Source organism: Ralstonia sp. PBBBR1 (assembly GCF_002256165.1).
Lineage (GTDB): Bacteria > Pseudomonadota > Gammaproteobacteria > Burkholderiales > Burkholderiaceae > Ralstonia > Ralstonia thomasii.
Genome location: NZ_NKIL01000006.1, coordinates 20,670 through 35,372, shown reverse-complemented (window position 1 = coordinate 35,372; position 14,703 = coordinate 20,670). Strand labels below are relative to the sequence as shown.

General features: G+C 65.5%; 10 protein-coding genes. 5 read left to right on the top strand and 5 right to left on the bottom strand.

Going from position 1 to position 14,703, the window contains the following annotated elements; translation table 11 throughout:
• The first annotated feature begins 7 nt into the window (after nucleotides 1-7).
• On the top strand, nucleotides 8-1,330 hold the full coding sequence (locus CFE42_RS11285; RefSeq protein ID WP_004629877.1) for an MFS transporter: 1,323 nt from the start codon (nucleotides 8-10) through the stop codon (nucleotides 1,328-1,330).
• A 563-nt stretch (nucleotides 1,331-1,893) separates the two neighbouring features.
• Here CFE42_RS11285 and CFE42_RS11280 read toward each other — a convergent pair.
• On the bottom strand, nucleotides 1,894-3,306 hold the full coding sequence (locus tag CFE42_RS11280) for a methyl-accepting chemotaxis protein (protein WP_004636088.1): 1,413 nt from the start codon (nucleotides 3,304-3,306) through the stop codon (nucleotides 1,894-1,896).
• A 148-nt stretch (nucleotides 3,307-3,454) separates the two neighbouring features.
• Nucleotides 3,455-6,178: an EAL domain-containing protein gene (locus CFE42_RS11275; RefSeq protein ID WP_024541735.1), complete on the bottom strand. Its 2,724-nt coding sequence runs from the start codon at nucleotides 6,176-6,178 to the stop codon at nucleotides 3,455-3,457.
• Nucleotides 6,179-6,348: 170 nt separating this feature from the next.
• Here CFE42_RS11275 and CFE42_RS11270 point away from each other — a divergent pair, with 170 nt between their 5' ends.
• Entirely contained in the window at nucleotides 6,349-7,524 is a 1,176-nt protein-coding gene (locus CFE42_RS11270; RefSeq protein ID WP_004636091.1) for an alpha-D-ribose 1-methylphosphonate 5-triphosphate diphosphatase, read from the top strand.
• A gap of 8 nt (nucleotides 7,525-7,532) precedes the next feature.
• Nucleotides 7,533-8,321, top strand: a complete 789-nt coding sequence (locus tag CFE42_RS11265) for a DUF1045 domain-containing protein (protein WP_004636093.1) — start codon at nucleotides 7,533-7,535, stop codon at nucleotides 8,319-8,321.
• Here CFE42_RS11265 and CFE42_RS11260 read toward each other — a convergent pair.
• From CFE42_RS11260 to CFE42_RS11250, 3 genes are all read right to left on the bottom strand, one after another.
• Nucleotides 8,311-9,141, bottom strand: a complete 831-nt coding sequence (locus tag CFE42_RS11260; protein WP_004636095.1) for a hypothetical protein — start codon at nucleotides 9,139-9,141, stop codon at nucleotides 8,311-8,313. The genes CFE42_RS11265 and CFE42_RS11260 overlap by 11 nt on opposite strands.
• Before the next feature lie 4 nt (nucleotides 9,142-9,145).
• Nucleotides 9,146-9,535, bottom strand: a complete 390-nt coding sequence (locus tag CFE42_RS11255; RefSeq protein WP_004636096.1) for a hypothetical protein — start codon at nucleotides 9,533-9,535, stop codon at nucleotides 9,146-9,148.
• 207 nt (nucleotides 9,536-9,742) lie between these two features.
• Nucleotides 9,743-10,927, bottom strand: coding sequence for an MFS transporter (locus CFE42_RS11250; protein ID WP_004636097.1), 1,185 nt, complete (start codon nucleotides 10,925-10,927; stop codon nucleotides 9,743-9,745).
• A 153-nt stretch (nucleotides 10,928-11,080) separates the two neighbouring features.
• On the opposite strand from CFE42_RS11250, the gene CFE42_RS11245 reads away from it, so the two are divergent.
• Nucleotides 11,081-11,995 (top strand): Ku protein, encoded by a 915-nt coding sequence (locus CFE42_RS11245; protein ID WP_004636099.1) that lies wholly within the window; start codon nucleotides 11,081-11,083, stop codon nucleotides 11,993-11,995.
• Nucleotides 11,996-12,013: 18 nt separating this feature from the next.
• A complete protein-coding gene (ligD, locus tag CFE42_RS11240; RefSeq protein WP_004636101.1) occupies nucleotides 12,014-14,605 on the top strand; it encodes a DNA ligase D in 2,592 nt (863 codons plus the stop codon).
• Nucleotides 14,606-14,703 lie beyond the last annotated feature (98 nt).

The following is a 14,703-nucleotide window of genomic DNA, read 5'->3' as shown; positions in this document are numbered from 1 at the left end:
GGAAACCATGTCGCAAACCCAAGCCCTTCCGGCCAACCCAACAGACCCGACCAGCCAGTCCATCCCCAGCACCGAGCTGGATGTCACCTACCGGCGCATTGCGTATCGGCTGGTGCCGTTCCTGGTGGTGCTGTTCATCCTCGCGTGGATCGACCGCGTCAATGTCGGCTTTGCCAAGCTGTCGATGCTGCAGGATCTGCAGTTCAGCGAAGCGGTGTACGGCCTGGGCGCGGGCATCTTCTTCATCGGCTACTTCCTGTTTGAAGTGCCGAGCAACCTGCTGCTGGAAAAGATCGGCGCACGCAAGACGCTCGCGCGCATCACCATCCTGTGGGGCCTGGCCTCGATGGCGATGATCTACGTGAAGACGCCGACCTCGTTCTACGTGATGCGCTTTCTGCTGGGCATCTTTGAAGCCGGCTTCTTCCCGGGCGTGGTGCTGTACCTGACGTACTGGTTTCCCTCCGCACACCGCGCGCGCATCAACGGCCTGTTCATGACGTCGTTTGCGATTGCGGGCGTGGTGGGCGGCCCAGTTGCGGGTTTCATCATGAGCCGCATGGAAGGCGTGGGCCACCTCGCCAACTGGCAATGGCTGTTCCTGCTCGAAGGCATTCCTTCCGTGCTGGCCGGCTTTGCCGTGCTTGCATGGCTGCCCGAAACGCCTCGCCAGGCCAAGTGGCTTTCCGCTGCCGAGCAAGACGCCGTGGTGCGCGCCGTTGAAGTGGAGAACCGCGACCCCGCCAAGCACGCCTCGTTTGGTGCGGCTCTGGCCAACGCCCGCGTGTGGATCTGCGCAGCGATCTACTTCTGCGTGGTCAGCGGCAACGCCACCATCGCGTTCTGGACGCCGTCGATCATCAAGGAGCTGGGCGTGCAGGGCAATTTCCAGATCGGGCTGATCTCGGCCATTCCGTTCATCGCCGGCACGATTGCGATGGTGTGGAACGGCGCGCATTCCGACCGCACGGGCGAACGCCGCATGCACTGCGCCATCGCCGCCCTCATCGCCAGCGCCGGCCTGGTGGCGACAGGCGCTACGCTGGGCTCGCCGTTTCTGGCGCTGGTCTCGCTGACGGTCGCCGCCATCGGCATCCTCGCCGCGTTCCCGGTGTTCTGGTCGATCCCGGCCGTGTTCCTTGCCGGCACCGCAGCCGCAGGCGGCATCGCCCTCATCAACTCCATCGGCAACCTCGCCGGCTTCGTCGCGCCGTACATGATCGGCTGGCTGAAGACCAGCACCGGCCACCTCTCCGCCGGCCTCTACTTCGTAGCCGCGCTGGAGCTGGGCGCCGCCGTGCTGGTCATCCTAGGCACGCGCAAACACTAAGCACGCAGACGAACCATCGCGGCGCCAACTCCCGCGCCGCGATGGTTTGGCCGTTGACGTTCCTGCCCTAGATGGCGCCTTGAATTTCTGTAAGCGGGCGGAAAAAAGACGGGGAACTGTCTGAGCGAAGCGAGTTTTCCCCGTCTCCGCCCGGTTACAGAAATTCAAGGAGTCTTTCGCCATCTCGGGCGCGCCTTTCTTTGCTGACCTTTCTTTGGCAAGACAAAGAAAGTAAGTCGGCCCCGGCAGGGGACGAAACAAGGGATGCACCATCAAACAACAAAACCACCACCAGTAAGGTCCCAAACCCCACCCACGAAGTTCAAAACCCTACCCCTAGACGTTCCGAACCCCATCAAAGCAGTCCCGAACCCCACCGATGAGGTTCCGAACCCGCCCAAAGCAGTCCCAAACCCCATTCACGGCGTTCCAAACGCCAAGCCCCCAAGATCCGAACCCAACACATGCAGTTCTGAACCCCACGAATGCGGTTCCGAACCTCAGCAATGCCGTTCCGAGCCCCATCAGCGAAGTTCTGAACCTCAACCTCGGCGTTACGGACCTCAACCGGCCACCTTGTAACCCATCCGAAAACCACCCCAGTGGCGACCCTTGACGTAAATCGGCGCCGACACATCCTTCATCATCGCAAACGTCCCGTTGCCCATATCCCGACGATACGTCTGCAACAGGAACGCCTCGGTATTGCGCGCCGCCCCCAGCCCCGTGCGATCGGTGAACAGCCGGCGGTTGCGGCTGTTGGCCGCATTCAAGACCGGATCACTCCCCTGCGGCTGCGAGAACTTCAGGTTGTGCGTCGGCAGATAGCCGTTGGTGTCGACCGCCGCGCAGAACACCACGCGCGGATCCAGCTTGAGCAACGGCTCCTGCACCGCTGGCAGCACGCGATCCGTGAACGCCGTGAACCGCGTCATATGCTGCGGCGGGTCGGTATTCGGCACGGGCACATAGTCGCGGTCAAACAGATCACTTTCGCTGATATCACCGCGCGCCAGCGCCGATTCAAACAACGCGCTGATCTTGCTGGCCGCCGCTTGCACCGCTTCGATGAATGGCGTGTCGGCGCTTTCCACGCCCGTCGAAGCCGTCAACCGGATCAGCGTTTCCGACGCCCCCAGCAACCCCGAAAGCTGCCGTTGCGCGTTGTCGATGTTGTGGCTCGATTGCTTCACACCCTCAGCCATCGCCTCCACCTCACGCGCGAGCGACGCGCATTCGTCTTCGATGGCCGCAGTGGATTCCGCAATGCTCGTCGCCTCGACATCGAAGCGCGCAATGGCCTCGCCCGCCACGCCAATCACCGCGCCAATGGCCTGCGTGCCGGCATCCACACGCTGGGCGCGCGCAACGTTTGCGCTGCTGTCGCCGATCAGCCTGTCGGTCTGGCCGGACAGGTCGGCCAAGGTGGTTTCGATACGCTGGGTTGCTTCGGCGGTCTGTCCAGCGAGCTGCTTCACTGCGCCCGCAACCACTGCAAAGCTGCGGCCCGATTCCCCCGCGCGCGCCGCTTCAATGGCGGCGTTGATTGCCAGCAGATTGGTCTGCCTGGCAATCTGCGAAATCTGCTCGGACGCCTGCGCCACCTGGATCAGCGCTTCACGCAGTGCCGCAATCTGCTGCTCCATGCTCGCCACACCAACGGCCAGCTCGCGAATGTCGCGCAGCGATGCATCGACCGTTTCGCGCGAGCCGCTCACCTCTTCGCTGGCATGCGATGCGACTTCGCGCGCGTGCCGCGCCGCCACGGCGATATCGTGATTGCCGCGCATGGTGACATCGGCCGCGTTGCGCAACTGATCAAACACGTCGGCCTGCCGGCGCAGGCGCACGGCCACGTCTTCCACGTTGCCGGAGACCTCGCAGATGCCCATGCCAACGCGGCCGGCCTCTTCCGCAATACGGGCAACAAGGTCGGGAGAAGCTTTCGGGCCGCGGCCCCAGGCGAATGGCTTCACGTGCGGTTGTCTCCAATTGTCGTTGTTGTGTGCGCCCTCGCGCTGATGGCGAAGCGGCCCTCTAAGGGGGTATCGGCACGTGCGAAGCGCGCTTGAGCGACGCTACCCGCCCTGACTTACGCGGGCATTACATGCACCTTGCGCTGCACTAGGCCCGCGCGGAACGGTCGCGGCGCAGCCGTGACTCGTAGGCGGCAGCCGTCATCGGGGGGCCGAACAGGAAGCCCTGCAACTTGTCGCACCCTGCGGCTTGCAGGAACTCGGCCTGCTCCAGCGTCTCGACACCCTCTGCCGTGACGGTCATGTCCAGCGACGCGGCCATCGCGACCACGGCACGCGAGATCACCACCGAATCGCGATGGCGCGGAATGCCCGAGACGAACGAGCGATCCACCTTCAGGTTGTCGATCGGGAAGCGTTGCAGATACGACAGTGACGAATAGCCCGTGCCGAAATCATCGATCGAGATGCGAATGCCCAGGGCCGTGAGCGCATCGAGCATCGGCATCACTGCGGCCGTGTCGCGCATGAGCAAGCCTTCGGTGATCTCCATTTCCAGCGCGCTGGCGGGCAATCCAGCTTCGGTCAGGCAGCGCGAGATGGTCGGCACCAGTCCCTCGCCAAACTGGCGCGGCGACAGGTTCACGGCCACGAAGAACTCCGGCATGCAGGTGGCGCGCCAATGCGCAGCCTGGCGGCACGCCTGCGCCAGCACCCATTCGCCGATGTCGCCGATAAGCCCGGCGTCTTCCGCCACGGGAATGAACTCGGCGGGGGACACCTCGCCCAGTTCGGTGCTGTGCCAGCGCAGGAGCACTTCAGCGCCTACGATGTCCATCGATGTGGCGTCGACGATGGGCTGGAAGCGCAACGACAGCTCGCCCGCCGTCAGCGCGCGGCGCAGGTGGTATTCCAGCTGGAAGCGCCGCTGCGCCCGCTGCGACAGGCGCGCGGTGTACACGCGATGCTGGTTGCGGCCGTTCTGCTTGGCGTTGTACATGGCGGCATCCGCACAGCGCAGCAGCGTGGCGGCGTCGTTGCCGTGCTCCGGGTACAGCGCGATGCCGATCGACGCGCCCAGGTAGTACTCCGTGCCGCTGGTCGAGAACGGCTGCGCGATGGAATGGACGATGCGCTTGGCCAAGCGTTCCGCTTCACCCAACGAGCGCACGTTGTCGAGCAGCACGACGAACTCATCGCCGCCGAGGCGCGCCAGCGTATCGCTCTGGCGCACGCAGGCCGACAGCCGTTGCGCGACGATGCGCAGCAGGTGGTCGCCCGCTTCGTGGCCAGCCGTGTCGTTCACCTTCTTGAAGCCATCCAGATCGAGGAACAGCACGGCGACCTGGTGCCCCTCGTTGGCCTGGCTGGCGGCCTGCTCCATCACCGCCTGCATCCGCTGCGAGAAGTACGCGCGGTTGTACAAGCCGGTGAGCGCATCACGCTGCGCGAGGAAAGTGAGCTGCTGCTGGGCCGCGCGGGCCGGCCCGATATCGTTGAACGAGATCAGCACGGCTGAGGGGGTATTGTCGCCAGGGCGCACGATGGGCAGCACGTTTTCGTGCACCCACACCACATCGCCGTCAACCAGTTCCAGGCCAACAGTCAAGCCCAGCAGCGGCCGGCCGGTGGCCAGCACCACGCGCGTGGGGCGCTCGTTGACCGGGATCTCGCTGCCGTCTTCGCGCAACGAGCGCCGCATCAGCGCCAGGTGGCTGGTGCCCACCGGCGACACGCTGCCCGCCCGGAGAATGCGCCGCGCGCTCGGGTTGCAGGCGAGGATGGTGCCGTCGGCCGTCTGCACGACGATGCCTTCGGTCAGGTTGTCGACGGCGAGGCGATAGCGTTCTTCGCTCTCCCTCAGATCGCGCGCGATATGCGCCTTCTGCACGGCCACACCGATGATGTCGGTAATACCGTCGAGCAGCCCCATGGCGTCGCGCGTGGGCGCACGCGGGGTGTCGTAGTAGATGCCCATCGCGCCGATCATCTGCGCGTTGTCGCCGCGGATGGGCGTCGACCAGCACGCGCGCAGGCCGAGCGGCGCAACGATGTCACGGTAGCCGTCCCAGAGCGGGTCGGCGTCGATGTCTTCCACCACCACGGTCTTGTTCAGGAACATGGCCGTGCCGCATGAACCGACCGAAGGGCCGATCGCGATCCCAACCAGCACCTGGGAGAGCGTGCAAGGCAGCGACGGTGCCACGGCTTGCGTGATGTGCTCGCCATCAGCACTGAGCAGGACCGAGCACATGGCGCCATCGTCGAGCAGGGCCTCCACCAGCCGGCACACCTCGGCCAGCAGGTCGGGCAACGGCACATTGCGCGAGCTGAGTTCGAGCACGGTCTTTTCGCAGCGCAGCAATTCCTTGGCGCGTGCGGTTTCGGCGGCCAGTGCACGGTAATTGGCTTCGGATTCGCGCAGGGCCTGTTCGGCCTGCTTGCGCTGGGTGATGTCGCGTGCCACCACCTGGATGGCGGTGCGCCAGCCAAGCTGTACCGGCGCGGAAAGCACCTCGACCTCCACCGGTGTGCCGTCGCAGCGCAGCAAGGTCTGCTCGACCGGGGGCAGGCCTGCACCGTGCGAGACCATCCACTCCCGGCGCTGGCGGGCGAGGTGCATCGAGTTGTCGTGCACGAACTCGTCCAGCTCATGGCCCACGATGTCGCGTGCCGTCTGCGCGCCAAACAGGCGAACGCCCGCCTCGTTGACGAAAACGATAATGTCGTCCGCCACGATGTACAGCGCATCCGGCATTTGCCGGACGAGCGCCTCGTAGCGGTCATCAGCGAGCGGCAGCGGCCTGCGGCTGTCCTGGTCGATCACATCCGGTCCAGGACGGTCAGGCCGCTCAGCAGAGGTGGCGTCCATATCTGGGTTCTTTTTCAAGATATCGACCATCGTGTCGGGAAAGTTAAGGCGTTTGGCTGCCTCTCCCCCCTTCAGGGTGGGGCAAATGGCCGATATGCGGTCAAGCGGCACGTCAGTTGCGGCACAATGCCCGCACGACGTTCCTGCACAACTGTTCGCACCTTGGCGTTATGCAATCGTTTTCGTCTTCCGTCGGCCACGTGGCCGGCCTGATTTCGCGACGCACCCTGCTCGCCGAAGGGCTGGCGGAAGCTGCTGTGCAATTTCGCGACGGGCAGATCGCTGCGTGTGACGGGAACCCGACGCGCGGGATGATCGACTGCGGCGACCTGCTCGTCCTGCCTGGCATCGTCGACCTGCACGGCGATGCCTTCGAACGCGCCGTCATGCCGCGCCCCGGTGTGGCCTTTCCCTACGAGACCGCGCTGGCCGACGTTGACGGCCAATTGCTGGCCTGCGGCATCACCACCGAATTCCACGGCGTCACGTATTCCTGGGAGGGCGGCCTGCGTGGCCGCGCCTACGCCGTGCGCATGCTCGACACGCTCGATGCCATGCGCCCACACCTGGGGGCACAGCATTTGATGCACTTGCGCTTCGAATTGCATCACGCCGATGGTGTTGCCGATGCGCTCGCCTGGATGGATGCCGGGCGCGTGCACTTCCTGTCGTTCAACGATCACCTGCCGATGATGCGCGACAAGCTGGGCGACGCACGCAAGCTCGCACAGTACGCCGATCGCGCCGAGTGCGACATCGACACGTTCCTCTCGCGTCTGCATGCCGCCGCAGTCAACGGCACGAGGCTCGCCGAGGTGACGGGCACGCTCGCGCGGGCGGCGCAGCAACGCGGCATCTGCATGGCTTCACACGACGAACCCGACATTGCCACGCGCAACACGTTCCACGCGCACGGCTGCACCGTCACTGAATTCCCGTTGACCGAGGATGTTGCGCAGGCAGCGCGCGCGCATGGCGGACATATCGTCTTCGGTGCGCCCAACGTGGTACGCGGCGGCAGCCACCATGGCGCACCGAATGCGTCGGCCATGGTGGCGGCGGGCCTGGGCACCGTGCTGTCTTCCGACTATTACTACCCGGCCCTGCTGGCAGCTCCGTTCAAGCTCGCCGAGCGCGGCGTGGTGCCACTGGCCGAGGCTTGGGCGCTGGTGGCGGCCAACCCGGCAGAAGCCGCAGGACTGACGGATCGCGGCGTGCTCGCGACAGGCTTGCGCGCCGATGCCATCGTGGTGGATGACCGCCGCCCCGGCCTGCCGCGCGTGGTGGCGGCCGTGGTGGGCGGACGGCTGCGGCATGCCGCGGGCCAATTGCCGCTGATCGGCTGAACAACACGATGGAGCAGGCGCGGGCACCCTTATCGTCATCGATACCGGCGGCCTGGCGATACGCGCTCTACCTGCTGCCGCCCGAGCCGTGGTACGGGCTGGGCACACGGTGGCTCGGCCGCTGCGCGCGCACCAACACCGCCATCTCCGCAGATCAGCGCGAAGCGTTTGCCTGTGAAGCCGGCATCGATCTCCCCACGCTCGACCGCTGGACCGAAGCGCCGCGTCAGTACGGCCTGCACGCCACGTTCAAGCCGCCGTTCCGCCTGGCAACCGATCGCACCGTCGATGAGCTGGACGCCGCGCTGCGCCGCTTTGCACAGCAGCAGCAAGCCTTTGCGATCGAGCCCGCCTTGCAGACGCTGCGCGGCTTCTTGGCTTGGAGGCTGCGTCATGGCGATCCCGCCCGCGACACGCTCCACCAGTTCGCCGACGCGTGCGTCGGCGAGTTCGACGCCTTCCGCGCACCCCCACCCCCCACTGAACTCGCGCGCCGCCGCCGCACCGGCCTGTCAGATGCGCAGGAGCGCCACCTTCAGCGCTGGGGTTATCCGTATGTGTTTGATACGTTCACGTTCCACGTCACGCTGACCGGCCGGCTCGACCATGCCGAGCAGCTCGCGTGCTATCGCGCACTGGAAGCCACGCGCATGGTGCTGCCAGCCGCCATGCCCATCGACCACATTGCCTTGTTTTCGCAAGCTGCCCCGGAAGCACCGTTCACGGTGGCACGTGTGTACCGGTTTGATGGCAGCACCGAAGACTTGGACGCTGCGCAGAGCGCGCTTAGCGCTTGAGTTCGACCACGTCGATCACCTGCGTCTGGCCGTGCTGCTCAACCTCCTGGCGCATCACGACGGCCGCTTCGGGGCAATACCAATCAGTGATGTGGGCAACAGTGGGGTCAGGCTCGAGCGTTTCATTGCCCAGCCGCAGCACCCCGAGGCGCGCGGTGCGCGTGTAGCGGATCGGCCGGCACTGCAACTGGCCGACCACGGTGTTCATCGGCTGCGGTGGCCCGACCTCCCGCTCCGACACCTCCACCTTGGCGCGCTCGGCCCGCATGCGCCCCACAGAGATCCCCAGCCGCGGCGACACCACATCGAAGTCGAAGCTCGATTCATACGTATCGCCCGGCAGCATCTGGGCTTCGGGCGCCAAGCCGGCGCCGTACAGGAACATGCCCGAGATGGCCGTGCTCACGGTGCCGACCAGATCGGCATGTTCGCTTTGCGCAAACACGCGGCCATTGATGCTGACGATGCGTGTGACCACGCCGGCTTCGTCCACCAGCAGCTGGTGCTCCTGCACCGTCTCGATCGGCCGGCCGCCCAGCGCTACGAGGCCCGATTTGGCGTAGATGTGCAGGCCGATCTCGCAGCCGTCCTGCATGTCGCGGCTGACATCGTGGAGCGTGAACTCGACGATCATCGGCGTCTCGCCGTTGCCGTCCAGGCGCACGCGGCTACCGTCGTGCACCCATGGCGCGGAGCACAGCCCCGCTGCATGCACAGGCCACGCCAATGCAATCGCCGCCACGGCTGCGGCGGCGTTCCATAAAGAAAAACGCCGATGCATCGGGTGATGCATCAGCGTCTTCATGAACCCATTGAGCATGGGCTTACTGCTTGGGCGCGTCCTTCTTGTTGGCGCCCTCGCTGTACGGGTCAAACTTGCCACCGGCCTTCGCACCCTGGCTATATGGATCGAACTTCTCACCGGCCTTGGCGCCCTGGGTGTACGTGTCGTACTTGCCCTTCTCGACATTGGCCGGCTGGGCGCCGGGGTTGAGCGCGCTGGCGGTGCTGTCGTTCTTGTTGGCGCCTTGCGAATACGGGTCGAACTTGTCGCCGGCCTTCGCACCCTGTTGGTACGGGTCAAACTTGTCGCCGACTTTTGCGCCTTGGCTGTAGGGGTCGAACTTCTTCTGGTCGGTCTGCGCGTGGGCTACGGTGCCGATGGCTGCCACGACAGCTACCGCTGCCACGAGGGTAAGACGTTTGTACGGCATCTGAAGCTCCTTTCCTATGGGTCGTTTGGGCTGGCTGATAGCGCAGCCTCGTTTTGAACGCATCCCGATGTCATTGCGCAACTGGCACGTTGGCGACGGCGCCGGGAAACCCCCTCTCCTCGTCGTACGCTATGGCAAGCGCACAGGAAAGTCAACGCGCAGGAACTGCATATTTTTTGGGCAGATACGTGCTGAAGTGCGGCTCAGTCAGCGACGTTCCGGCTGGCGGATCGCACGCGGGCCCATCACGGCAATCAACGCCATGGTGAGCGCCACCACCGACAGCCCCCAGCGCAGGTCGGAGCGATGCGCAATCAACCCGATGATGACCGGACCGATCAGCAAGCCCACGTAGGCAAAGCGCGCCACGGCGGCAATGCCTTCGGCGGCCGGCACGCCGGGCAAGCGGGACGCGGTGATGAAGAAGATCGGCACCATGTTGGCGGCGCCCACGCCCATCAGCGCAAAGCCTGTCAGGACAGCCATCGGTGCTGGCCACAACAGTGCAAGCAAAATCCCGCCCGTTGCCAGCACGCCACTGGCGCCAAGCACATGCTTGTTGCCCCAGCGCCCGCGTGCGAGATCGCCGCTGAAGCGCGCGAGCGCCATCCCGCCCGAAAACGCGGCGTACCCGGCGCTGGCAATGGCTTCGGGCGATTGCGCGATCTCGCGCATGTACACGGTCGTCCAGTCGTACATCGCGCCTTCGCCGACCAGCCCCAGGAAGGCCAGCACGCCGAGCAGGAACAGCGTGCGCCCCGTGGTCGGATGTGCCGGTTCGCCTTCTGCGTGCACGTGATCGGGCAGCATGAACGGGCCGGCACACAAGGCGGCCGCCATGGTGACGAGCGCCATGCCGCCGCAATGCACGGCCGGCGGCACGCCCAGTTCCAGCAGCACGCCGCCCACCGCTGCGCCCGCCATTCCGCCCAGGCTGAACATGCCGTGTAGCGAAGAGATGATCGGCTTGTGGTGATTCGCCTCTACCGTGGCGGCCTGCGCATTGATGGCCACGTCGAAACCGGCATTGGTGATGCCAAACAGCAGCAGCACGGCCAGCAGCGCCGGGTAGCTCGGCATCAACATGAGGAGCCCGGTCATGACACCAAATGCCACGCCGCCCTGGACGCTTGCGCGCCGCGTGCCGACGCGCGCCGCCCACTGGCCTGCAAACTTCATCGCAACGATGGCGCCCGCGGCCACCATGAACATCGCCAACGACAGCGACGCCTCGGACAGCCCGAACCGCGCCTTCACCGTTGGAATGTGGATGCCCCACGTCGCAAACGTTGCACCGTTGGCGAAAAAGAGCGCCATCGTCGCTGCGCGCGCCGACAGAGGAAGACGGCGGGGCTGCAAGGCGCCGGCGGATTGGACGTATTCGGAAGGCATGAAGGACAACTGAGAAAAACGCGGGCGCAGGCGTCGCGCCGAAAAGCCACCATGCTACCGCGCCCGGCTGATGAACGTATGACGCCGCCCTGCGCCAGGCAGGTATGCGGCTTGCGTCACCACGCTCGCAACCACCGCATCGGGAGACCTGCCATGCCCCGTGTGATCTGGAAGGGCGCCGTGAGCTTCGGCCTCGTCCATATTCCCGTTGCGCTGTATCCGGCAACCCGCAGCGACGACCTCGACTTCGACTGGCTCGACCGCCGCACCATGGACCGCGTCGGCTACAAGCGCATCAACAAGACCACCGGCAAAGAAGTGCCGCGCGAGCAGATCGTGCGCGGCTACGCCTACGAGAAAGACCGCTACGTGATCCTGACCGACGAGGACATCCGGGCCGCTAATCCGGTCTCGACGCAAACGGTCGATTTGCTGACCTTCGTGGATGCGGCGGAGATTCCGTTTCTGTATCTCGATACGCCGTACTTTCTTGCGCCCGACCGGCGCGGCGAAAAAGTCTACGCGCTGCTGCGCGAGGCATTGACGCGCTCGCAGAAGATTGGCGTCGCCAACGTCGTGCTGCACACCAAGCAGCATCTGGCCGCACTGATCCCGATGGGGCCCGTGCTCGTGCTGCATACGCTGCGCTGGTCCAACGAAGTGCGCGACTGGTCCGAAATCGATGTACCAGAAGAAGGGGCCAAGGCCGCCGAGCTCACGGCCAAGGAGATCGACATGGCTGAAAAGCTGATCGACGACATGAGCGGCAAGTGGGACCCTGCCGAGTACCACGACACGTTCCGCGACGACAACCTCGGGTTGGTCGATCGCAAAGTGCGCGAAGGCCGCACGGAATCCGTCGAACCGTTGGAAGCCGAAACCGCTGCACCGCGCAGCGGCAATGTGATCGACCTGACCGACCTGCTGCGCCAGAGCCTTGCCAAGCGCGGCAAGGGCAAAGGCGTGTCAACCGAAGAAGCTGAAGAAGAACCCGCCCCGCGCAAGCGTGCACCGCGCAAAGCCGCCACGAAGGCGGCGCGCAAGACGGCCACGCGCAAGCGCGCCTAACACGACGGAGCCGACGCCATGCCGCGCCATCTCGCCGACTACCGCAGCAAGCGCGATTTCACGCAGACCCAGGAACCCGCCGGCGCGCGCCGCAAAGCCGACGAGCAGCGTGACCATGGCGCCCTGCACTTCGTGATCCAGAAGCACGACGCAACGCGACTGCACTACGACTTCCGGCTGGAACTCGACGGCACGCTCAAGAGCTGGGCCGTCCCCAAGGGCCCGAGCCTGGACCCCGCCGACAAGCGCCTAGCGGTACATGTTGAAGACCACCCGCTGGACTACGCGGATTTCGAAGGCCATATCCCCGAAGGACAATACGGCGGCGGCGACGTGATCGTGTGGGACCGCGGGACATGGCGCCCGCATGGCGATCCGCGCAAGGCCTATCGCGACGGCAAGCTCAAATTCGACCTCCATGGCGAGAAGCTGCATGGTGCATGGGCGCTGGTACGCACGCACTTGCACGGCACGGGCAGACATCCGAAAGAACAGTGGCTGCTGATCAAGGAACGCGACGACCAGGTGCGCGCATCGAGCGACTACGACGTGACACAGGCGCTGCCCGCCAGCGTGATCACCGGAGAGAAGGTCGGCGCAAAACCGAAGGCCAAGGCCGATGGCCGCAAGGCCCAGCGTGCCGATCCGGCACAAGTCCAGCCGCCCGCCGGTGCCGTGCCCGGCACGTTGCCGAAAACGCTGGAGCCGCAGCTTGCCACGCTCGTCGATGCGCCGCCAAGGCAAGGCGAGTGGAATTACGAAGTGAAGTTCGACGGCTACCGCATCCTGGCGCGCATCGACGGCAACACCGTGCGCCTGTTCAGCCGCAACGGCCGCGACTGGACGGCCAAGCTGCCGCGTCAGGCGCGCACGCTGCAGGCGCTGGGCCTGCGCGAGGCGTGGCTCGACGGCGAAGTCGTGGTGATGGGCGAGCGCGGCGTGCCCGACTTCCAGGCGCTGCAGAACGCCTTCGAAACCGCGCATGCCGAACACATTGCCTACTACCTGTTCGACATCCCGTTCTGCAACGGCATGGATTTGCGCGGCGTGCCGTTGCGGGAGCGGCGAGCGCTGCTTGAGCGCATTCTCGATGCCGCCCCGGGCAACCTGGACCGCGAAGCGGTGCTCTTCTCAGGGACATTTCACGCGGCACCCGAAGACTTGCTGTCTTCCGCGTGCAGCATGTCGCTCGAAGGGGTGATCGGCAAGCGCGCCGATGCGCCGTACCGGGCCGGCCGCAGCCCTGCCTGGATCAAGCTCAAATGCGGGCAGCGGCAGGAATTCGTGATCGGCGGGTACAGTGCGCCCAAGGGTAGCCGCAGCGGCTTCGGTGCCCTGCTGCTCGGCGTGTATGACGACGCGGGCAAGCTGCGCTATGCGGGCCGTGTCGGCACGGGCTTCAACGAGACGAGTCTGCACGCTTTGCACCACGAGCTGACGGGTCTGACCGTCGACACGCCGCCCTTCGCCAACCCGCCCACCGGCAGCGATGCGCGCGACGTGCAATGGGTGAAGCCCGAACGCGTGGCGGAAATCGCCTTTGCCGAATGGACGCGCGAAGGCATCGTGCGGCAAGCCGTGTTCCAAGGTTTGCGCGACGACAAACTCGCGCGCAACATTGTGCGTGAACAAGCCAAGCCGCCCAGCGCTGCCGCACGCAAGGAGACCCGCGCCGTGAATGCTGCCGAACGCAAGGTGCGCCCCGGTGCCGAACGCATCGCCGATGTGGACGTCACGCATCCGGATCGCGTGATCGAGAAAGCCAGTGGCACCACCAAGGCGGACCTGGCGCGCTATTACGCCGGTGTGGCCGAATGGATGCTGCCGCATCTTCGCAACCGCCCGACATCGCTCGTACGCGCGCCCGACGGCATCGACGGCGAGCGCTTCTTCCAGAAGCATTCCGCCGCGCTCAAGCTGCAGGGCATCACGCAGCTGGACCCATCGCTCGACCCGGGGCATCCGTCGCTGCTTGCGATCAACTCGGCCGAGGCCCTGGTCGGCGCGGTGCAGATGGGCACGGTGGAGTTCCACACGTGGAATGCGCTGGCCGACCGCATCGAACAACCCGACCGCATCGTCTTCGATATCGACCCGGACCCGGCGCTGCCTTTCGCGCGCGTGATCGAGGCCACGCAGCTCATGCTGGCCATGCTTGATGAACTCGGCCTGAAGGCCTTCCTGAAAACCAGCGGTGGGCATGGCATGCACGTGGTGGTGCCGCTCACGCGCCGCGAAGCCGCTGGCTGGGACACGCTCAAAACGTTCGCGCAAGCCGTGGTGCAACACATGGCCGCGACCTTCCCTGACCGCTTTGTCGCCAAGATGGGGCCGCAGAACCGCGTGGGAAAAATCTTCATCGACTATCTGCGCAACAACCGCGGTGCGAGCACGGTGGCCGCCTATTCGGTGCGCGCGCGGACGGGGTTGCCAGTGTCCGTGCCGATCCGCCATGACGAGCTGGAAGGGCTGCAGTCGTCTGCCCAGTGGACGCTGCGCACGCTGCCCGAACGGCTCGCCAAGCTCAAGGGCGATCCCTGGGCCGCCTATGCCGGTACGCGTCAATCGGTCACGGCCGACATGCGCAAACGCGTTGGCGCCGATGACTGAGCCGTCACACACCGGCAGTTCTCAAAGAATTGGGCGGTGAACGCCCCATTGCTTGTCGGCCGAAGTGCGGGGCCACTGCGTTAACATGCCTGCGTCTG